The 17,908-nt window shown below is 70.5% G+C and carries 21 protein-coding genes; 14 read left to right on the plus strand and 7 right to left on the minus strand.

Annotated elements, in window-relative coordinates:
• Window positions 1–55 precede the first annotated feature (55 nt).
• On the plus strand, window positions 56–565 hold the full coding sequence (locus tag AC1DE0_RS07145) for a GNAT family N-acetyltransferase (RefSeq protein ID WP_478098637.1): 510 nt from the start codon (window positions 56–58) through the stop codon (window positions 563–565).
• Here AC1DE0_RS07145 and AC1DE0_RS07150 read toward each other — a convergent pair.
• Window positions 538–1,377 (minus strand): hypothetical protein, encoded by an 840-nt coding sequence (locus tag AC1DE0_RS07150; RefSeq protein WP_478098639.1) that lies wholly within the window; start codon window positions 1,375–1,377, stop codon window positions 538–540. The two genes, AC1DE0_RS07145 and AC1DE0_RS07150, sit on opposite strands and share 28 nt — an antisense overlap.
• 178 nt (window positions 1,378–1,555) lie before the next feature.
• Here AC1DE0_RS07150 and AC1DE0_RS07155 point away from each other — a divergent pair, with 178 nt between their 5' ends.
• Together AC1DE0_RS07155 and AC1DE0_RS07160 are read left to right on the plus strand one after the other, a co-directional pair.
• Window positions 1,556–1,897: an MmcQ/YjbR family DNA-binding protein gene (locus AC1DE0_RS07155; RefSeq protein ID WP_478098641.1), complete on the plus strand. Its 342-nt coding sequence runs from the start codon at window positions 1,556–1,558 to the stop codon at window positions 1,895–1,897.
• 76 nt (window positions 1,898–1,973) lie between these two features.
• Window positions 1,974–2,873 (plus strand): alpha/beta hydrolase, encoded by a 900-nt coding sequence (locus AC1DE0_RS07160; RefSeq protein WP_478098643.1) that lies wholly within the window; start codon window positions 1,974–1,976, stop codon window positions 2,871–2,873.
• Here AC1DE0_RS07160 and AC1DE0_RS07165 read toward each other — a convergent pair.
• On the minus strand, window positions 2,870–3,274 hold the full coding sequence (locus AC1DE0_RS07165; RefSeq protein ID WP_478098645.1) for a VOC family protein: 405 nt from the start codon (window positions 3,272–3,274) through the stop codon (window positions 2,870–2,872). The two genes, AC1DE0_RS07160 and AC1DE0_RS07165, sit on opposite strands and share 4 nt — an antisense overlap.
• Window positions 3,275–3,437: 163 nt before the next feature.
• Between AC1DE0_RS07165 and AC1DE0_RS07170 the strand changes: the two genes are divergently transcribed.
• The 4 genes from AC1DE0_RS07170 (at window position 3,438) to AC1DE0_RS07185 (ending at window position 6,852) form a co-directional block, all read left to right on the plus strand.
• Entirely contained in the window at window positions 3,438–3,755 is a 318-nt protein-coding gene (locus AC1DE0_RS07170) for a hypothetical protein (RefSeq protein WP_478098647.1), read from the plus strand.
• Window positions 3,756–4,154: 399 nt separating this feature from the next.
• Window positions 4,155–5,060, plus strand: a complete 906-nt coding sequence (locus tag AC1DE0_RS07175; protein ID WP_478099561.1) for an ROK family protein — start codon at window positions 4,155–4,157, stop codon at window positions 5,058–5,060.
• Window positions 5,057–6,022: a 1-phosphofructokinase family hexose kinase gene (locus AC1DE0_RS07180; protein WP_478098649.1), complete on the plus strand. Its 966-nt coding sequence runs from the start codon at window positions 5,057–5,059 to the stop codon at window positions 6,020–6,022. The genes AC1DE0_RS07175 and AC1DE0_RS07180 overlap by 4 nt, the downstream gene beginning before the upstream one ends.
• Window positions 6,019–6,852: a class II fructose-bisphosphate aldolase gene (locus tag AC1DE0_RS07185; protein ID WP_478098651.1), complete on the plus strand. Its 834-nt coding sequence runs from the start codon at window positions 6,019–6,021 to the stop codon at window positions 6,850–6,852. Before AC1DE0_RS07180 ends, AC1DE0_RS07185 begins: the two co-directional genes overlap by 4 nt.
• Before the next feature lie 88 nt (window positions 6,853–6,940).
• Here AC1DE0_RS07185 and AC1DE0_RS07190 read toward each other — a convergent pair whose 3' ends face one another.
• A complete protein-coding gene (locus AC1DE0_RS07190) occupies window positions 6,941–7,840 on the minus strand; it encodes an SIS domain-containing protein (protein ID WP_478098653.1) in 900 nt (299 codons plus the stop codon).
• Window positions 7,841–7,964: 124 nt separating this feature from the next.
• On the opposite strand from AC1DE0_RS07190, the gene AC1DE0_RS07195 reads away from it, so the two are divergent.
• The 4 genes from AC1DE0_RS07195 (at window position 7,965) to AC1DE0_RS07210 (ending at window position 12,078) form a co-directional block, all read left to right on the plus strand.
• Complete coding sequence (locus AC1DE0_RS07195; protein WP_478098655.1) at window positions 7,965–8,765, plus strand: DeoR/GlpR family DNA-binding transcription regulator; 801 nt, start codon at window positions 7,965–7,967, stop codon at window positions 8,763–8,765.
• 175 nt (window positions 8,766–8,940) lie between these two features.
• A complete protein-coding gene (locus AC1DE0_RS07200) occupies window positions 8,941–10,203 on the plus strand; it encodes an extracellular solute-binding protein (protein ID WP_478098657.1) in 1,263 nt (420 codons plus the stop codon).
• A gap of 88 nt (window positions 10,204–10,291) precedes the next feature.
• The gene (locus tag AC1DE0_RS07205; protein WP_478098659.1) at window positions 10,292–11,179 is read left to right on the plus strand and encodes a carbohydrate ABC transporter permease; all 888 of its coding nucleotides are present in this window, start codon (window positions 10,292–10,294) and stop codon (window positions 11,177–11,179) included.
• Window positions 11,176–12,078: a carbohydrate ABC transporter permease gene (locus AC1DE0_RS07210; protein WP_478098662.1), complete on the plus strand. Its 903-nt coding sequence runs from the start codon at window positions 11,176–11,178 to the stop codon at window positions 12,076–12,078. Before AC1DE0_RS07205 ends, AC1DE0_RS07210 begins: the two co-directional genes overlap by 4 nt.
• Before the next feature lie 21 nt (window positions 12,079–12,099).
• Here AC1DE0_RS07210 and AC1DE0_RS07215 read toward each other — a convergent pair whose 3' ends face one another.
• Both AC1DE0_RS07215 and AC1DE0_RS07220 read right to left on the minus strand, forming a co-directional pair.
• Window positions 12,100–12,561 (minus strand): phage tail protein, encoded by a 462-nt coding sequence (locus AC1DE0_RS07215; protein ID WP_478098663.1) that lies wholly within the window; start codon window positions 12,559–12,561, stop codon window positions 12,100–12,102.
• A 105-nt stretch (window positions 12,562–12,666) separates the two neighbouring features.
• Window positions 12,667–14,154 carry a hypothetical protein gene (locus AC1DE0_RS07220; protein ID WP_478098666.1) on the minus strand — a complete coding sequence of 496 codons (1,488 nt, stop codon included), beginning with the start codon at window positions 14,152–14,154 and terminating at the stop codon, window positions 12,667–12,669.
• A gap of 157 nt (window positions 14,155–14,311) precedes the next feature.
• Between AC1DE0_RS07220 and AC1DE0_RS07225 the strand changes: the two genes are divergently transcribed.
• Window positions 14,312–14,983, plus strand: a complete 672-nt coding sequence (locus tag AC1DE0_RS07225) for a Type 1 glutamine amidotransferase-like domain-containing protein (RefSeq protein WP_478098670.1) — start codon at window positions 14,312–14,314, stop codon at window positions 14,981–14,983.
• 47 nt (window positions 14,984–15,030) lie between these two features.
• On the plus strand, window positions 15,031–15,465 hold the full coding sequence (locus AC1DE0_RS07230; RefSeq protein WP_478098674.1) for a VOC family protein: 435 nt from the start codon (window positions 15,031–15,033) through the stop codon (window positions 15,463–15,465).
• Window positions 15,466–15,468: 3 nt separating this feature from the next.
• Here the strand turns inward: AC1DE0_RS07230 and AC1DE0_RS07235 are convergent, their stop codons facing one another.
• A complete protein-coding gene (locus tag AC1DE0_RS07235) occupies window positions 15,469–16,275 on the minus strand; it encodes a hypothetical protein (RefSeq protein WP_478098676.1) in 807 nt (268 codons plus the stop codon).
• 141 nt (window positions 16,276–16,416) lie between these two features.
• Window positions 16,417–16,947, minus strand: coding sequence for a hypothetical protein (locus AC1DE0_RS07240; protein ID WP_478098679.1), 531 nt, complete (start codon window positions 16,945–16,947; stop codon window positions 16,417–16,419).
• A gap of 673 nt (window positions 16,948–17,620) precedes the next feature.
• Between AC1DE0_RS07240 and AC1DE0_RS07245 the strand changes: the two genes are divergently transcribed.
• On the plus strand, window positions 17,621–17,902 hold the full coding sequence (locus AC1DE0_RS07245) for a lysostaphin resistance A-like protein (protein ID WP_478099563.1): 282 nt from the start codon (window positions 17,621–17,623) through the stop codon (window positions 17,900–17,902).
• The last annotated feature ends 6 nt before the right edge of the window (window positions 17,903–17,908 follow it).

Consider the following 17,908-nt stretch of genomic DNA (forward strand, 5'->3'; position numbering starts at 1 on the left):
GGACGAACCCGCACCGGGTCGGCATGGCCGGGCCCACGGCTGCGAGACTGGCGCCATGGAGGGCCTGACGATCCGCGAAGCGCGACCCGAGGAGTTCGAGAGGCTCGGTGACCTGACCGCCGCCGCCTACCTCGACGACGGCCTGCTCGACTTCGGAGCGGAGGACCCCTACCTCGACGTGCTCCGGGATGTGCGGCACCGGGCCCAGCACGCCGAGGTGCTCGTGGCGGTGGACGACGGCGGTGCCGTGCTCGGCGGGGTGGCGTTCGTCGGTGGCCCCGGCCCCTTCGCCAACATCGCGGGCGACAGCGAGGCCGAGTTCCGCACCCTGGCCGTCGCGCCGACCGGGCGCGGCCGCGGCGTGGGGGCCGCCCTCGTGCGCGAGTGCATCGATCGTTCCCGTTCCCTGGGTCGTGAACGCGTTGTCCTCTCGACGCAGCCCATGATGCATGCGGCGCATCGCCTCTACGAGCGGTTCGGTTTCGTGCGGGTGCCCGAGCGCGACTGGTCGCCGATCCCGGGCACCGCGCTGCTCGTCTACGCGCTCGACCTCGCCCGTGCCTGAGCCGCTGCCCGCGAGCGGGTGATGAGGTCACGCACCGCCGCCACGATCGTCGGGTCGAGCTCGACGTGCGCCTCGAGCAGGTCGAGCAGCGTCTGGGCCGCGAGGGCGTTTCGTTCGTAGCCGGGCACGAGGTCGGCGAGGGGCAGCAGGTCGGGCCCGAACCGGCGCTCGACACCGCGGTCGACGACGAACACGTCCTGCGCGTCGCCCCTCCCCAGGCCGAGGTGGCCGAGCACGGTGACCCAGCGGTCGACGGCATACCCCTGGATGAAGCGGGTCGCCGTCAGGCGCTCGCCACGCAGGTCGCGGTGCAGCCCGACGTAGAGGTTCGTGATCGCCTCACCGACCTGGTGCTCGAGCGAATCCGGCTGCGGAACTGGCACTTTCGGCACCTCGAGTCCTGCAGGTGCATCTTCGCGGCTCCAGTGGATGCGGCCGGGCGGGTAGCCGGCCGTGTCCATCTCGGCGAGGGAGAAGACGGCGTACTCCGCGAAGAGGTCGCCCTCGAGCAGCGCCTTGCGGCCCGCGCCGCTGTTCTCGAACGACCACGCGACCGGCTGCGCCGCCTCGAGCCAGTCGATGTCGGCGAGGTAGCGGTCACGGGCGGCTGCGTCGTCGACGACCACGAAGAAGTCCGCATCGGAGTGCTCGTCGAGGCGGTGCAGGTCACGCCCGACCGAGCCGAGCCCGAGCAGGGCCACGGCGTCGCCGCGCTGCTCGAGCACGGCGCCGAGGCGGTCGAGGAACGCGAGCAGGCGCTCCGGAACGGTGGACAGAGCAGGTGGGGTGGGCTGGGGGTTGCTCGACGGCATACGTCGTCTCCTTGTCGGTGCACAGGTGGAGTCGACGTTTCAGCCCGCCCGAGAGGATCGTCGGGGTCGCGACATTCGGCAGCGTATGCCGCGTGCTGCGTCGCTGGGAAGGGTGCTGGCTCGGATCCAGAGGCATCGGAACGGCGTGTCGCCCCGACCGGCGTGGCAGGCTGGAACGGTGCCCGTGACCATCGACGACGTGCGCCGAGTCGCCGAGCAGCTGCCGCGCTCCTACGAGGTGCTCGTCCGTGACCGCGTGAAGTTCCGGGTCGGCAAGATCGTCTGGCTCGCGTTCTCCGCCGACGAGACCGAGATGGGCTTCGCGTTCCCCAAGGAGGAGCGCGACGTGCTCGTCGCGAGCGAGCCCGAGGTGTTCCAGATGCCGCGCCGCTCGGACCTGCGCTTCAACTGGGTGGAGGTGCGGCTCGACGCCCTCGACGAGCCCCGGATGCGCGAGATCGTCGTCGACGCGTGGCGCATGGTCGTGCCGAAGACCGTGGCCCTGGCGCGCGCGGACTGACCCGGCTCGCTGCGACCCCACGACGCGACCCTCGACGCGACCCCTCGACGCGACCCCTCGACGCAAGGAGACCTGCATGAGCACCACTCCCGCCGGCCCGCTCCTCACCGACCGCGAACGCTCCGAGGTCGAGGCGGCCAACGCGAGCGGCCGGGTGCCCGTCGTCTTCGTCCACGGCCTGTGGCTGCTGTCGAGCAGCTGGGACGCCTGGCGCGCCCACTTCGAGTCGCTCGGCTACGCCACGCTCGCTCCGGGTTGGCCCGACGACCCCGAGACCGTCGATGCCGCCCGCGCCCACCCGGAGGTCTTCGCGGGCAAGACCGTCGGCCAGGTCACCGACCACGTCGCCGACGTCATCCGCCTACTCGACCGCGAGCCGGTCGTCATCGGGCACTCGTTCGGTGGCCTGATCACCCAGAAGCTCGCCGGGCTCGGGCTCACTCGCGCTGCCGTCGCCGTCGACCCGGCGCCTTTCCGGGGCGTGCTGCCGCTGCCGATCTCGGCGCTGCGGGCGAGCGCTCCCGTCCTCACCAACCCGGGCAACTACAACCGGTCGGTGTCGCTGACGTTCGACCAGTTCCGCTACGCGTTCGCCAACGCCGTCTCGGCGGAGGAGGCCGCAGACCTCTACCGGGCATATCCCGTTGCGGCGCCGGGTCGCCCGCTGTTCCAGGCGGCGACCGCCAATGTCAACCCGCGCACCGAGGCGAGCGTCGACACCCGCCGAGCCGACCGCGGGCCGCTCCTGGTCATCAGCGGCGAGAAGGACCACATCGTGCCCTGGGCCATCGCGCACGCGTCCTACAAGCTGCAGCTGAAGAACCCGAGCCCCACCGAGATCATCGAGATCCCCGACCGCGGCCACTCGCTCGTCGTCGACAGCGGGTGGCGCGAGGTCGCTGACGCCTCCTCGGCCTTTCTCGCCCGCCACGGCGCCGGCCCTGACGCCGCACCGCCGGCCTCGAGCGTGACCTAGCCGATGCGGTAGGCGGTCGACGTCCGCGGACCGCGTTCGGCCGCGCCCCTCTCGATGCAGAACTCGTTGCCCTCCGGGTCGGCGAGCGTCACCCAGCCGGTGCCGTCGTCCTTGCGGTGGTCCCCGGTCACCGTCGCACCCGCCGCCACGGCCCGCTCGACGGCCTCGTCACGAGTGCCCTCGTCGGGCGCGACGTCGAGGTGCACCCGGTTTTTGGCCGTCTTGCCCTCGGGCACCGGGATGAAGAGCAGACCCGTGCCCGAGTTGGGGTAGGCCGGCGCGACGACCACCTCTGGGTCGTCGTCGTAGAAGACGTTCCAGCCGAGCAGGCCGGCCCAGAAGGTCGCCAGACCGCGTGCGTCGGCGCAGTCGAACGTGATGCTGTGGATCTCGAGTGACATGGCCCCGAGCGTCGTCCCACCGGTCCTGCGCCGCAAGCCGATTGCGTATGCCGTGTTCCCGCGAGGCGCACCGTGCCAAGTCATCTCACAGGCTGGGCGGCGGCACAGGAGGTGCACAGGGGTGGTCGCCACGGTGGAACCAATCCCACCGAAGGAGTCCCCGATGAGCCCCCTCCCCCGGGCCCAGCACCGAGCCCGACTCTGGACCGCCGGTGCCCTCACCGCCTCGACACTGCTGGTCGGCGCGATCGGCGTCCACCTGGCCGACGCCCACGCCCAGACCGTGGCGACCTCGACCACTGGAACCACCAGCTCGAGCAGCTCTGACAGCACGACGTCGAACACGAGTTCCTCCGACACCAGCTCCTCCGACACGAGCTCCTCGGACGGGTCGAGCAGCTCGGCCACGAGCGGCTTCTCCGCGGTCGCGCCCGTGGGCAACAGCACCGCACAGGCCCAGACGAGCTCGGGCGGCTCGTGATGGACGCGACCACCACCGCGATGGCCGCGACCTTCTCGGCCATCGGCACGACGAACACCATCCTCCGACTCTGCCCGGCCCGCGCGCTCTACCTCCCCTGAAAGTCGAGTGCTCAGTTCCCGACGCCCCCACCCGGTCGAGTGCTCACCTCCCGACGCCCCACCCGGTCGAGTGCTGACTTCCCGACGCCCCACCCGGTCGGGTGCTCACCTCCCGACGCCCCCACCCGTCGAGTGCTCACTTCCCGACGTGTGCTCGTGGACGGCTTTTGCCCGCAGAGCGCGCGCTCGGGAGCTCACGGTGGCAGGGTGGAGCCGTGTTCCGCCGATCTCTGAACTGTCCGAATGTGATCGCTGGGGTATTGAATCAAGCAATATTGCGCATAGACTGCGCGTCGTGATGCGTGAAGCAGTGGTCGGGATCGACGTCGGGGGCACCCGGGTCAAGTCCGCCCTCGTGACCCCCGACGGTGAGATCCTCGCCGAGGCCGTGACTCCGACGCCCACCGATGTCGGGCCCCAGCTCGGCGAGGTGGCAGCCAAGTCCGTCATCGAGCTGACCGCCCGGGCGGGGGAGGTGGTCGAGCTGCTCGCCGTGGGCGTGGCCGTGCCCGGCCTCGTCGACGAGGTCGCCGGCATCGGTGTCTGGTCGGCCAACCTCGGCTGGCGCGACCTCGACCTCCGTGCCGCCGTGTCCGACCACGTCGACGTGCCGGTCGCGATCGGCCATGACGTGCGTTCGGGCCTGCTGGCCGAGCACCGTCTGGGCGCCGCGCGTGACGCCGACAACGTGCTCTTCGTGCCGCTCGGCACCGGCTTGGCGAGTGCGATCCTCTGCCGCGGCGAGCTCGTGACCGGCTCGCTCTGGACCGGCGAGATCGGCCACGTCGTCGTCGTCCCAGACGGTCCGCTCTGCGGGTGCGGCCAGCGTGGCTGCCTCGAAGCGTTGTCGAGCGCCGGGGCCATCGGCCGGCGATGGTCCGAGGCGACGGGCCTCGTCGGTGACGCCGAGGAGGTGGCTCGTCGCGCCGACGCCGGCGAGCCGGACGCTCGACGCATCTGGCAGGAGGCGATCGACGCGCTCGCGATCATGGTCGCGCCCGTCGCCGCAGCCGCGGGCACCGAGCTCGTCCTCGTCGGTGGGGGGCTCGTCCATGCGGGTGACACCCTGCTCGAGCCCCTGCGGGCGGCGCTGACGGCCCGCCTGGGCGGTCGCGATGACGTGGCCGTCGAGGCTGCCGCGCTCGGAGACCGCGCGGGCTCGCTCGGGGCCGCGACGATCGCGCTCGACCTCGTCGGTCGATGATCCTCACCCTCACGCCGAGCCCGGCACTGGACATCACGTATGCCGTGCCGTCCGTCGCGCTCGGTGAGTCGCACCGCGTCGGTTCGGTCAGCGAGCGTGCCGGCGGCAAGGGGCTCAACGTTGCCGCCGTCCTCACCGCGATGGGGTGCAAGGCCGTCGCCGTGGCCCCGGTGGGCGAGCTCGAGGTCGAGCTCTTCGCCGGCGACCTCGACGCCCGGCGGGTGCCGCACCGCCTCGTCTCCTCACCGCTGCCCACCCGTCGCTCCGTCGCCGTCGTCGAGGCGCATGGTCGCGCGACCCTCTTCAACGAGCCCGGCACCGCCCAGTCGCAGCGCGTCTGGGAACGCGTCGCCGACGAGATCGTGCAGCTCGCGCCCGAGGCGACGGTGCTCACCGTGTCGGGCAGCCTGCCGCCGGGCACCGACCCGGACTTCGTCCGCCGCGTCACCGTCCGAGCCCACGAGGCAGGCCTCCGAGTGGTCCTCGACGTCAGCGGAACCCATCTCACGCGTGCCCTCGGGGCGGCGCCTGACCTCGTCAAGCCCAACCGGCTCGAGGCCGCGGTGACGCTCGCGGGGCTCGGACGTGGCGAGGTCCCCTCTGTGCGTGGCGCCGCTCGTGCTTTCGTCGCGGCCGGCGCCCGCAGCGCCCTCGTCAGCGACGGCACCGACGGCCTCGTGCTCGTCCACGACGACGTCGCGCTGCACGCGTACCTGCGTCGTCCGGTGTCGGGCAACCCGACCGGGGCCGGCGACGCGCTGACCGCGGCGCTGGCCGCAGAGCTCGCCGACCACCGTCACGCTGGAGGTCTGCCGCAGGGCCGCGACGCCTGGGCTGCAGCGCTGCGCCGGGGCGTCGCGTGGTCCGCCGCCGCGGTGCTCCAGCCCGTCGCCGGCTCAGTCGACCCCGACGACGTCGACCGCCTGCTGCCCGCCGTCGAGATCGAGGAGATCCGCACGTGAGCCGTTCCCCCCTGACGCCCCTGCTCGCCGAGGCGTCGGCCGCCGGACGCGGGCTCGCGGCGTTCAACGTCATCCAGATCGAGCATGCCGAGGCGTATGCCGCCGCGGCCGATCGCGTGGGCATCCCTGTCGTCATGCAGATCTCGCAGAACTGCGTGCGCTACCACGGCTCCCTGGGCCCGATCGCGGCCGCGACGCTGGCGGTCGCCGACGCCTGCTCGCAACCCGTCGCCGTCCACCTCGACCACGTCGAGGACGTCTCGCTCGTCGAGGAGGCCGTCCGGTTGGGCCTCACCTCCGTCATGTTCGACGGCTCGACCCTGCCCGACGACGAGAACCGTTGCGTCACCAGACGCGTCGTCGAGCTGTGCCGCACGTCCGGCGTGAGCGTCGAGGCCGAGCTGGGTGAGGTCGGCGGGAAGGACGGAGTCCATGCGCCAGGTGTGCGCACCGACCCGGACGAGGCGGCACGCTTCGTCGTCGACACAGGTGTCGACGCGCTCGCCGTGGCGGTCGGGTCAAGCCACGCGATGACAGATCGCACCGCCGAGCTCGACACGAATCTCATTGCGGCGCTTCGGTATTCGGTGCCGGTGCCGTTGGTCCTGCATGGCTCGTCGGGTGTTCCCGACGACGGTCTGGTTGCCGCAGTGCGCGCCGGCATGACGAAGGTCAACCTCGCGACGCACCTCAACCAGGTGTTCACCCGGGCGATGACCCAGCGACTGGAGCAGTGTCCGACGGTCGACACGCGCAAGTACCTCGGCGCGGCCCGCGAGGCCGTCACCGACGAGGCGGCCCGCCTCCTGCAGCTCCTCGCCCTCCGCTGACCATCGAGAGAGCAATCCGTCCGCAGCCCCACATCGAGAAAGCAATCCGTCCGCCACGGAAGGCGGACGGATTGCTTTCTCGATGGCGTCAGGTGAGGACGATGCTCCGCGTGAGGTTGCGGGGGGCGTCGGGGTCGAGCCCGGCGGCGTCGGCCTTGGCGAGGCACAGCCGGTGCAGGCGCACCAGGTCGGCCAGCGGGTCGAGGTCGCGGTGCTCGAAGTGCGCCCCGGTCGCCAGCACCTGCTCGGGCAGCCCCTCGGGCACCTCGCCGAAGGCCCAGACCGCGCGTCCGGGCGAGGCGATGCTGATGGGGCCGTGGCGATACTCCATCGCGGGGTAGGACTCCGACCAGAACTGCGCCGACTCGCGCAGCTTGAGGCCGGCCTCGTTGGCGATGCCGTTGGACCAGCCGCGCCCGAGGAACGTCAGCTGGTCGGCGCGCAGGACGGCGCCGTATGCCGTCTCGCCGTCTTCCGCGAGGACCGCGCGGGCCTGCTCGGCCACCGGTGCCAGGTCGTCGCCGAGCGAGGCGCGGAGCAGTGCGAGTGTCGTGGTGGCGAACCTCGTCTGCACGACGGAGCGCTCGTCGACGTCGTCCATGAGGATCGTGGCTGCGGACCGATCGGCGACCGGGGTGCCGTCGGTCGCGACGAACGAGACGTGCGGGATGCCGGCCTCACGCAGCTGCTCGACGACCTCCGTCACCTCGGTCGTCGTGCCGGAGCGGCTGATCAGCACGACGCGGTCGTAGCCGCGCGCGAGACGGTGCTCCGAGGCGGCATACGCGTCGGTGGTCCCCTGGCCCAGCTCCTCGCGGCGGGCGGCATACGCCTGGCCCATGAACCACGACGTGCCGCACCCGATCGTCGCGACGCGCTCGCCGGGTCGCGGCAGGTGCCGCGCGACCTCGTCGAGGCGTCCCGCGGCGCGCTCCCAGTCGTCGGGCTGCGTGGCGATCTCCTGTGCGAGGTGGGTGGTCTGCGGCATCGTTGACTCCGAGGGCTCGTGGTGAGGCGATCGAACCTGCCTCTGCTTGTGTCTGCTCGAAACACAGCCTAAACGCGCAGAGACAGTCATGTCCATTGATCGATCTGCGCGATATGGTCAGCGCGTGACCGAAGAGAGCGATCTCGCCCGCAACCGCGCCAGCCGCTGGTCGATCATGCTCGACCGCCTGGCCACCTCTGGCCGTCTCGGCGTCGGCGAGGCCGCCGAGCTGCTCGGCGTCAGCGAGGCGACCATCCGCCGCGACTTCTCCGAGCTGGCCAAACGCCAGCTGGTGGCCCGCAACCACGGCGGCGTCGTCGCGACGTCGGTCGCCTACGAGCTGCCCTACCGCTACCGCAGCACCCGGGCCGACGACGACCGCGGCCGCGTCGCCGAGGCCGCCGCCGCCCTCGTGCGCACCGGACAGGTGATCGGCCTCAACGGCGGCACCACGACCACGGCCACGGCCCGCGCCATCACCGCTCGCGAGGACCTCGCGAGCGAGGGCGAGATCACCATCGTCACCAACGCGCTCAACATCGCGACCGAGGCGGTGCTGCGCCCGCACGTGCAGTGCGTCTCGCTCGGCGGCGTGGCCCGGCCCGAGTCCTACGAGGTCACCGGGCCGCTCGCCACCCTCGTGCTCCACCAGCTGTGGCTCGACGTCGCCATCGTCGGCGTCAACGGCCTCTCGGCCCGCGAGGGTGCGACCTGCCGGCACGAGGAGGAGGCGGCGATCATCCGCACCATGATCGAGCGCTCCAAGCAGGTCATCTGCGTCGCGACGGGCGACAAGCTCGGGGCGCGCACCTTCGCCTCGATCTGTCCCGCCGAGCGCATCGACCATCTCGTCACTACGGTGGGCGCAGACCGTGACGAGGTCGACGCGCTGCGTGAGGCGGGCGTCGAGGTGCACCAGGTCTGAGCGGTTACGCGTACGCTGTGCGCGATTGTGATCGCCAGAGTGGGGTTTCGGTCATTTTTGGTCTTGCGGATGGCAATCCTCCGCCCTAGGTTGGGCGTCACTGTGTGACGAGCGGGTGCGGGCACGTCCGCCACCGAGCCGCCGCACCCAACCGAGCAGCGAACCAAGGAGAGACATGAGGTCGACGAAGAAGTCGGTGATCGTCGTGGGGCTGGCCGTTGCAGGTCTCGCCCTCGGCGCCTGTGGCGGTGGCACCGGCGCCGGTAGCGCGGGTGGCGCGGGCGGCTCCACCGGTAGCGGCCAGGAGGCCACGACGATCAAGCTCGTCGCGGCCGAGTACTCCAAGGACCACACGAAGGCCTTCTGGGACGCCTTCGCCAAGACGTACAAGGAGAAGACGGGCTACACCCTCGAGGTGCAGCTCATCAGCTGGGACACCATCGACCAGCAGAGCTCGACGATGGTCCAGAACAACCAGGTGCCCGACGTCCTCAACCTCAACGCGTACGCCAGCTACGCGAAGGACGGCCTGCTCTACGACTCCGACGCCGTGCTCCCCGCGAGCGTCAAGAGTGACATCCTCGACACGTTCGTCAAGTACGGCACCTACCAGGGCAAGTTCTACGGCTTCCCCGACCTGTCCTCGGCGCGCGCCTTCTTCTACAACAAGACGCTCTTCAAGCAGGCCGGCATCAACGAGCCCCCGAAGACCTGGGCCGACCTCGAGGTCGACGCGAAGAAGATCGCCGCCACCGGCAACGTCGGCTACGCCCTCCCCCTCGGCCCCGAGGAGTCGCAGGGCGAGTTCTCCATGTGGCTGTTCAACAACGGCGGCACGTGGAAGGACGCCGACAAGTGGACGATCAGCTCCGACAAGAACGTCGAGACGCTGACCTTCCTCAAGAAGCTGGCCGACGAGAAGCTCACCCAGAACAACCCGGCCCGCACCAACCGCGCTGACGCCTTCGACCTGTTCAAGTCGGGCAAGGCGGGAATGGTCATCGGCTTCAGCCCCCTCGCGGCCGACCTCGACAAGGACAAGAAGGTCGACTACGGCGTCGCACCGTTCCCGACCAACGACGGCTCCGAGAGCAAGACCTTCGGCGTCACCGACTACCTGATGGCCTTCAAGAAGCCGGGCAACGAGAAGGCGGTCAAGGCGTTCTACGAGCTGTACTACCAGCCCGACCAGGTCAACACGTTCATCAAGGCCGAGGGCTTCCTGCCGGTCACGAAGTCGGGCGTCCAGGCCTTCGCCGGTGACTCCAAGCTCAAGGTCTACCTCGACACCCTGCCCAACGCGCAGCTGACCCCGACCGACGACCCGACGTGGGACAAGGTCAAGCTCGCGGTCCAGCAGAACCTCGGCGGCGCGATGACGGGCGACCCGAAGGGTGTCCTCGACAAGCTGCAGCAGACCGCTGAGACCACCAAGTAGCCCCCTGCTGAACGGCTGAGTCGCCTTGTCCGTCAAGACATCCGGAGGTATGCCGCCCGCCACCAGGCGCGGGCGGCGTACTTCCGGGGTGGGTCGGGTCCACCCCCTCGTCGCGCTCCTTTGGCTCGCGCCGGCACTCGCCCTCATCCTCGGCGTGGTGCTCTTCCCGGCCGTCAAGCTCTTCGACGCGTCGCGCGGTGAGTACTCCATCACCGGGCTGCGCCAGGGCGACGCCGGCTGGCAGAACTACGCCAACGTGCTCGCCCACCCCGACCTCGGCACGGTGCTGCGCAACACCGTCGTGTGGGTCGTCGCGGTCGTGGCCATCACCATCGTCCTCGCCCTCGCGCTCGCCCAGTTCCTCGTCAAGAGCTTCCCCGGACGACGCTTCGTCCGGTGGGCGGTCATCATCCCGTGGGCCGCCTCCCTCGTCATCACGAGCCAGCTCTTCGTGCTGCTCTACGACTACAACTACGGGATCTTCAACCACGTCCTGCTGAGCCTGCACCTCATCGGCACGCCGATCGACTTCCTCGGCAACGACAGCTGGACGATGTTCTCGATGGTGGTCGTCGGCGTCTTCGTGTCGCTGCCGTTCACGATCTTCGTCTTCATCGCCGGCCTCGGCGCGATCCCCGAGGACGTCATGGAGGCGGCTACCGTCGACGGTGCGAGCCCGTGGCAGCGCTACTGGAACATCACCCTCCCGCTCATGCGTCCGGCCCTGATGATCGCGACGGTGCTCAACGTCATCTACGTCTTCAACAGCTTCCCGATCGTCTACACCCTCAACGACCGCAACCCGGGCTACCTCCACGACACGACGATCACGTTCATGTACAAGCTGGCCTTCAAGAGCCAGGAGCACGACGTCGGCATGTCGGCGGCCGCGGGCATCTTCAACGTCCTGCTCATCCTCGTCGTCGTCGGCATCTACCTCAAGATCATCAACTGGCGAGAGGAGACGGGCCGATGAGCACGACGACGGCCCCCGCGCCCAGCGCTGCGGGCACCCCGGCATCGCAAGGCAACCCGACGGCATACAACCGGGATCCCAAGCGGCGCAAGCGGATCCTCATGGCGGTCGGTGGCACACTTGTCGCGTTCGTCTTCATCGCTCCGTACCTCGTCATGGTGCTCGACTCGGTGCGCACGAGCAGCGACGTGAAGAGCACGCCGCCGAGCTTCCTCCCGAAGGTCTGGCAGTGGGACACCTACGTCCAGATCCTCGCCGACGAGCGCTTCCTGAACTGGCTCAAGACCTCGCTCATCGTCGCGACCGGCTCGACGGTGATCGTCATCCTCGTCGCCATCCCCGCGGCCTTCATGACCGCGCGTCACCGCTTCCCCGGGCGCGGCGCGTTCCTGCTCCTCGTGCTCGTGACGCAGATGTTCGCGCCGACCTCGCTCGTCGTGGGCCTCTACCGGCAGTTCTTCGAGCTGAACCTGATCAACACGTTCGGTGCGCTCATCCTCACGAACGCGGCGTTCAACCTCGCCTTCGCGATCTGGATCCTGCACGGCTTCTTCGCCTCGATCCCGACCGAGGTCGAGGAGGCCGCCGCGCTCGACGGCGCATCACGCTGGCAGGTGCTGCGCCGCGTCATGCTGCCACTCACCCTGCCGGGCCTCGTCACGGCGACGATCTTCACCTTCATCGCCGCCTGGAACGAGTACGTCGTGGCCTTGACCCTGATGATCGACGACGACAAGAAGCCGCTGACCGTCGGCATGCGCGCCTACGTCACGGGCTACGAGCAGCACTGGGACCAGCTCTTCGCGGCGTCGGTCGTCGCCGTCGTGCCCGTCGTCATCCTCTTCGCCCTCATCGAGAAGCATCTCGTCGGCGGCCTCACGGCCGGCAGCGTCAAGTAGGCGTGCGCGTGTGCCGGAGGGTCAGTACTCGCCCTTGATGACGAAGTAGGAGCCCCGGATCGTGCCGGCCAGCTTCGACTTCTGCCGCGCGAACTTGAAGCCGCTCAGCTCGTCGGGCACGTCCATCCCGTCGGAGAGCTTGAAGCCGACGGCCCGTTTGCCGCCGTCGGCGAGCGTGTAGAGCACGTTGACCGACAGGCCCGACTCGTAGAAGACGTAGGACCAGCGGGTGCCGTCGACCTCGAACTGCGTGGCCTCGAGGGCCGGCGACGAGATGACGATGCCCCGTTCGTCGGCGAGGATCCTGCTGACGTACGCGACGACGTCCTTCGCCGTGCCGGCGGGCTCCACGCTGAACGTGTGGGAGTACTTGTTCTTGAAGTAGCGGGCTTCGTTGGCCCGCAGGCCGGCGAGGGCCTCGGCCACCGGTGACGACTCGAGACCGACCGTCGAGACCTCCGAGAAGTCGACGTCGTACGCCATGACCACCTCCAGTTCGCAGTGCTGTCCAGGCAAGGCTAGCGGCGCGTGGGGCAGGCGCCAGCAGGACGGCCGAGCCGCCGAACCGGCTGAGTCCCGCTCGCGGGCTCAGACCCAGTCGGGCGGCTTCGGCATCACGATGCCGATGACGTGGCTCAGCCCGGCGGGGCTGTCGATGCGCACGACCGGGTGGTCCGGATACTGCCGGGCCAGCTTGGTGCACTCGTCGCCACGGCACCAGCGGGGCTGCACCCCACCCGTCGCCTGGCGCACGGCCATGAACATCGTGCTGGCCAGGAGCCGGCCGTCGCGGGTGTCCTTGACCAACGGGTCCTGGTAGACGACGATGCGCGTCGCCGCCTGACCCGCCTCGGGCGCGGTCGCCTGCTGCGCGATCGCGGCGTACTGGACCCGCGTCGCCTGGTGGGAGCCGATGTCGGCACGCCAGGCGAGCACCCCGGCGACGGCGAGGACGGCGAGCAGGAGCGCAGGTACGCGTTCGGCGCGCGACACGCGTACGGCCGGGTCGTGCGCCTGTCGGTGATGGAGCAGCAGGAAGGCGACCGGCAGCACCGCCACCAGCCACGTCCACAGCTGGCCGCGGGCCTCGGTGACGGTTCCGGTGGCGAGGGTCTGCGCGGCGTCGAGCCCGCACGCGATGAGGAAGGCGACGAGGAGCCGCTGCAGCCGACGCCGCACGGTGGCGTCGCGCCAGCCGAGCAGGCCTGCCACGAGCCCCACGAGCGCGACCCACCACTGGGCCGCCCACAGGGCACCGACCGACTCGAACCAGCGACCGGCGTTGACCCTCAAGGCGTCGAGGGAGGTGAGCGGGTTGGCGTTGCGCCAGGACGCCATCTCGATGCCGAAGTGCTGGTTGACGACCCAGTTGAGCGTGTAGGCCACACCCACCCCCGTGGCGAAGGAAGCGACCCAGCCGGCGGCGACCCCGAGGACGCGGCGCCACGGGGCGTCACGCAGGAGCACGATCGCGAAGACGAGCAGCACGACGCCGATCGGTGGGTAGCTGAGGACCGCAGCGACACCGCTGAGCAGCAGCCACAGGGACATTCGGAGGCGCGAGGCGGCTGCCCACGGCAGCAGCCAGATCGCCGTGGCGCCGACGAGGACCGAGGGGGTGAGGGCGCCCGGCCAGTAGAGCAGCTGCACCCACACGCACGACGCGTAGAGCGCGACGCCGAGCAGCGCGTCGACGACCGGGCCGGGACGCACGCCCGCACGGTGGAGCACCCGCCACATTCCGGCGACGAGCACGGCGTAGCCGACGGCATACGTGAGCGCGGCGGACGTGGCGGTGCCGTGCTGGCCGACGAGCCACCACCAGCCGGTGTTGAGCCAGCGTCCCTCGCTGATGTTGTAGTAGCGGGGCGGCGCCACGTTCGGCTGGTTGTCGGGCAGCAGGAAGGTCCAGTCGTCCTGCCGGATGAACGGCGTGACCGCCTGGGCGACGCCCCGGGTCACGAGGAAGGCGATCGCGATGACTGCCGGCACGAGGAAGCGGTGCTGCGGCACGGAGCTCACCGAGGGCAGCAGGCGAGCCCGCCGTTGCGCGGGAGCGAGTGTCTGCGTCGTCATATCAGCCTGCGTGGTCGTGAGGGTCGGGACGGGTCGTAAGGGTCGCGGGCCGTCGGCCCATCGGTCTATTGGACCCTAGGTACCCAGCAGGCGTCGAAATCGAAACCTCGGCCGGTAGGTTGACGGCTCCGACATCCTCACCCGTCAGGGAGGCACCGTGAAGCTCCTTCTCACGTCCGCAGGCGTCCGGAACCCGAGCATCGAAGCCGCGCTCGTCGGTCTTCTCGGCAAGCCGATCGCCGAGTCCACCGCCCTGTGCATCCCGACCGCGCAGTACGGGCACCCGAACGTGGGCCCGGGTGAGGGGCCGTACAAGTTCATCTCGGGGAAGTCGGACCTGCGGATGACAGGTCTCGGGTGGAAGTCCGTGGGCGTGCTCGAGCTCACCGCCCTGCCGAGCATCGACGAGGACCTCTGGGTGCCCAAGGTCCGTGAGGCCGACGTCCTGCTCGTCGCCGGCGGCGACGTGCTCTACCTGGCGCACTGGATGCGCGAGTCCGGGCTGGCCGACCTGCTGCCGAGTCTCGACGACACCGTCTGGGTGGGTCTGAGCGCCGGCAGCATGGTGCTGACTCCCAGGGTCGGCGACGACTTCGTCCAGTGGCGGCCGAAGGGCGGCGGCGACGAGACGCTCGGCCTCGTCGACTTCTTCATCTGCCCGCACGTCAACGGTGACGACGTGCCGGGCAACACGATGGCCGAGGCGGAGGCATGGGCGGCCGGCATCGAGGGCCCCGCGTATGCCGTCGACGACGAGACCGCCTTCGTGGTCGTCGACGGGCAGCTGGAGATCGTGTCGGAGGGGCGCTGGACCCTGCTCCACCCGTAGCCGAAATCCGTTGCGACGCCGGGTGGCTCGCGTCCTAGGGTGGCTCCATGACGACGGTCAAGAAGTTCCAGGTCACGTTCGACTGTGCTGAGCCGGAGCGCGTCGCGCGCTTTTGGTGCGAGGTGCTGGGCTACGTCGTCCCGCCGCCGCCCCCGGGCTTCGACTCGTGGGAGGCGTTCGACGCCTCGCTGCCTCCGGTGGACCAGGGACGGGCCTACGCGTGTGTCGACCCTGAGGGCGTCGGACCGCGGCTGTTCTTCCAGCGCGTGCCCGAGGGCAAGGTCGTCAAGAACCGGGTGCACCTCGACGTACGTGTCGGCACCGGGCTGGTCGGTGCCGAGCGCGTGGCCGTGCTCGAGACCGAGTGCGCGCGGCTCGAGGCGCTCGGTGCCTCACGCCAGCGCCTGCTGCTCGCCGACGGCGTGAACGAGTCGTGCCTCGTGATGCAGGACGTCGAGGGCAACGAGTTCTGTCTGGACTGAGGCTCAGTCGTGGCCGCTGAGCTGGCCCAACCGGTCTGCCAGGGCGTCAACCATGGCACCGGCCTGCTTGGCGGGGAGCGCGGACTTGCGGTCTCCGCCCTGGCTCGACACCGGCAGCACGTCGATCGAGAGCTTGGCCCCACCGGCCAGGGCGCGCAGCGCGTCGACCTTGTCGCCGAACGGTGACCCGCTGCCCGGCGAGTAGTAGTCCACGACCTCGTCGACGTCGTCGGGGTAGAGGTCGGTCTTCGTCACGGCGATGACGAGCCAGATGGGCTTGTGCCGGCGGACCGCCATCGAGGCGATCCTGTGCGACGTGATCGCCCAGTCCTCGAGCTCGGCAGCTAGCTGGTCCTCGCGCGAGGCGCTCGCCGCGCCGGTGGTGCCCGCGGCCCGTCGCGGGGTTGCGTAGCCGTTGGCCACGACGTGGATCACGCCGTCGACCGGCTCGTCGTGGAACACCTCGTCGAGGGCCCCGAGCCGGGTCGCCGCGTTGTCGCCGGGCACCACGAGGAAGCGGAAGCCGTGCAGCCGCGGCGAGCGGCGGGTGCGGCGCTCCATGACGGCCGAACCCACCGGAGGCACACCGTCGGCGGAAGTGCGTCGGGTCAGCCGGTCGATGAGCTGGCTCTTGCCGACGCCCGTCATCCCGGTGACCGCCACCATCGGGAAGCGGTTGCGGAACAGGTGGCTCAGCCGCTCGGGCGCCGACGCGAGAGCCGTGAGGACGCCGCCGGCCAGGGTCGCCCCCAGGGCGGTGCGACTGGAAGGCGGCAGGATCTCCCGGATGCGGGACGGACTGTGAGACACGGAGCCTCCTCGACGTGCGATCAGGTGCCGGATGGCCCCTAGAGCCTACGTTCAGTCAGCCCCCGTTCGCGCACCAGCGGTCGGCCGACCTCGCGCCGCCGACAGCGGGAGTGCGGGCGTGGGCGGACGAGGCGGAGGCGGTCAGCCGGGAGTCGGCCCCTGGGAGATCGTGGCGCAGGGCCTCAGCCCGGAGACCGCCTCGCCCGTCTGCGCAAGGTAGACACGGTTGGCTCCGTCGATGCGGGCCGCAACCCGGCAGGTGGGGGCGTAGCCGCGGATCGACCGCACCTGCGTGCCGATCGGGAGAAACGCCGCGTCGCCGTCCGCCGCAGGTCCTGGCAACCCGTCGTACTTCAGGTCGCTGAGTCGACACTCGACCCGGCCGACGACAGGCCCGAGCTGGTCCGCAGGCACTGGGCGAGTCATGCCGTTGGGGTCTGCCAGGTACTGGATGCCGCCGAGCTGCACGAAGTCGACCCAGTCGATGATCGCGGACTCGTCGACTTTCGTGGGCCTTTTCAGGCAGGCCGAGACGGGTCCAGGAGTGCCGGACGGGCTGACTGCGGTCGCGGGGTCTACGGTCGTCACGGGTCCGGCGCTCGTGCAGCCGCCCGCACCCAGCACCCCGAGCACGGCGACGACGGCCGCGGCGGCGATGTCTGCTCGCTTCACGTGCACCTCCGGCGGTGATGACGGCCTGGCTGCGGCCTCTCCTGGATAGACACCGTCGACCCTGGGTCCGTTGCACTCGGTTCGGGACCGACTTCAGGGTGATCCCCGATGCGGCACGGTCGCGCCTGCGAGCACGCTTCGGAGCGAGCCTGAGGAGGTCGAGATGTCACTCTCCTACACACCGCCCGTGGCGACGAACCGTTCGCCCGAACCCACATCGGCGCCGCCGCAGTACGGCCTGGGTCAGATCCTCGCGGTCTGGGCAGCAGCAGCCCTGCCGATGGCGGCACTGGCCTGGCTGGTGGCCCCGGCGCTGGCCCACCGGCTGGACGGACCGGCCGCGTGGCCGAAGGCCCTGGTGGCCTGCCTCACCGTCGGCCTCGTCTGGCAGGGCGCTCTCGTGCTCGTGCTGGTCCGGCGCGAGACGGGCACCCTCCGGTGGCGCGCGGTCGCGGACGCGCTGTGGCTGCGGAGGCCGAGCAGCCCGCGTACGGGTCGGGTCGGTGGGCGTGTGTGGTGGGTGCTGGTGCCCGCTGTGCTCGTCGTCGGGCTCGAGCAGGTGCTTCCCCACGTGACCGCCCCGGCGGGCCGCGACCTGGGGCAGTTCCTCCGGTCGGCCCCGGGTCACGAGTTCCTGGCCGGCAACTGGCGGTGGTTCGCCGTGATCGTCGTCATGGCCCTCTTCAACACGGTGCTCGGCGAGGAGCTGCTGTTCCGCGGCCTGCTCCTGCCCCGGATGCGTGGCGTCTTCGGGCGGGCCGACTGGCTGGCCAACGGGGTCCTGTTCGCGGTCTACCACCTGCACCTGCCGTGGGCGATCCCGACGGCGCTGCTGGACTCGGTGGCGCTGGCCCTGCCGTCCCGTCGCTACCGCAGCGCGTGGCTGGGGATCATCGTCCACAGCATCCAGTCGGTGCTCATCGTCGGGGCGACGCTGGCGCTGGTGCTCCGGTGAGTGACG

The sequence above is a fragment of the Terrabacter sp. 05T424 genome, assembly GCF_056396225.1.

Bases quoted from the DNA above. Each gene is read 5' to 3' on its own strand.
- AC1DE0_RS07215 (WP_478098663.1), bottom strand. From the start codon at position 12,561: ATGGCGTACGACGTCGACTTCTCGGAGGTCTCGACGGTCGGTCTCGAG.
- AC1DE0_RS07180 (WP_478098649.1), top strand. From the start codon at position 5,057: ATGATCCTCACCCTCACGCCGAGCCCGGCACTGGACATCACGTATGCC.
- AC1DE0_RS07165 (WP_478098645.1), bottom strand. From the start codon at position 3,274: ATGTCACTCGAGATCCACAGCATCACGTTCGACTGCGCCGACGCACGC.
- AC1DE0_RS07150 (WP_478098639.1), bottom strand. From the start codon at position 1,377: ATGCCGTCGAGCAACCCCCAGCCCACCCCACCTGCTCTGTCCACCGTT.
- AC1DE0_RS07145 (WP_478098637.1), top strand. From the start codon at position 56: ATGGAGGGCCTGACGATCCGCGAAGCGCGACCCGAGGAGTTCGAGAGG.
- AC1DE0_RS07210 (WP_478098662.1), top strand. From the start codon at position 11,176: ATGAGCACGACGACGGCCCCCGCGCCCAGCGCTGCGGGCACCCCGGCA.
- AC1DE0_RS07245 (WP_478099563.1), top strand. From the start codon at position 17,621: ATGGCCCTCTTCAACACGGTGCTCGGCGAGGAGCTGCTGTTCCGCGGC.
- AC1DE0_RS07230 (WP_478098674.1), top strand. From the start codon at position 15,031: ATGACGACGGTCAAGAAGTTCCAGGTCACGTTCGACTGTGCTGAGCCG.
- AC1DE0_RS07160 (WP_478098643.1), top strand. From the start codon at position 1,974: ATGAGCACCACTCCCGCCGGCCCGCTCCTCACCGACCGCGAACGCTCC.
- AC1DE0_RS07220 (WP_478098666.1), bottom strand. From the start codon at position 14,154: ATGACGACGCAGACACTCGCTCCCGCGCAACGGCGGGCTCGCCTGCTG.
- AC1DE0_RS07200 (WP_478098657.1), top strand. From the start codon at position 8,941: ATGAGGTCGACGAAGAAGTCGGTGATCGTCGTGGGGCTGGCCGTTGCA.
- AC1DE0_RS07170 (WP_478098647.1), top strand. From the start codon at position 3,438: ATGAGCCCCCTCCCCCGGGCCCAGCACCGAGCCCGACTCTGGACCGCC.
- AC1DE0_RS07175 (WP_478099561.1), top strand. From the start codon at position 4,155: ATGCGTGAAGCAGTGGTCGGGATCGACGTCGGGGGCACCCGGGTCAAG.
- AC1DE0_RS07190 (WP_478098653.1), bottom strand. From the start codon at position 7,840: ATGCCGCAGACCACCCACCTCGCACAGGAGATCGCCACGCAGCCCGAC.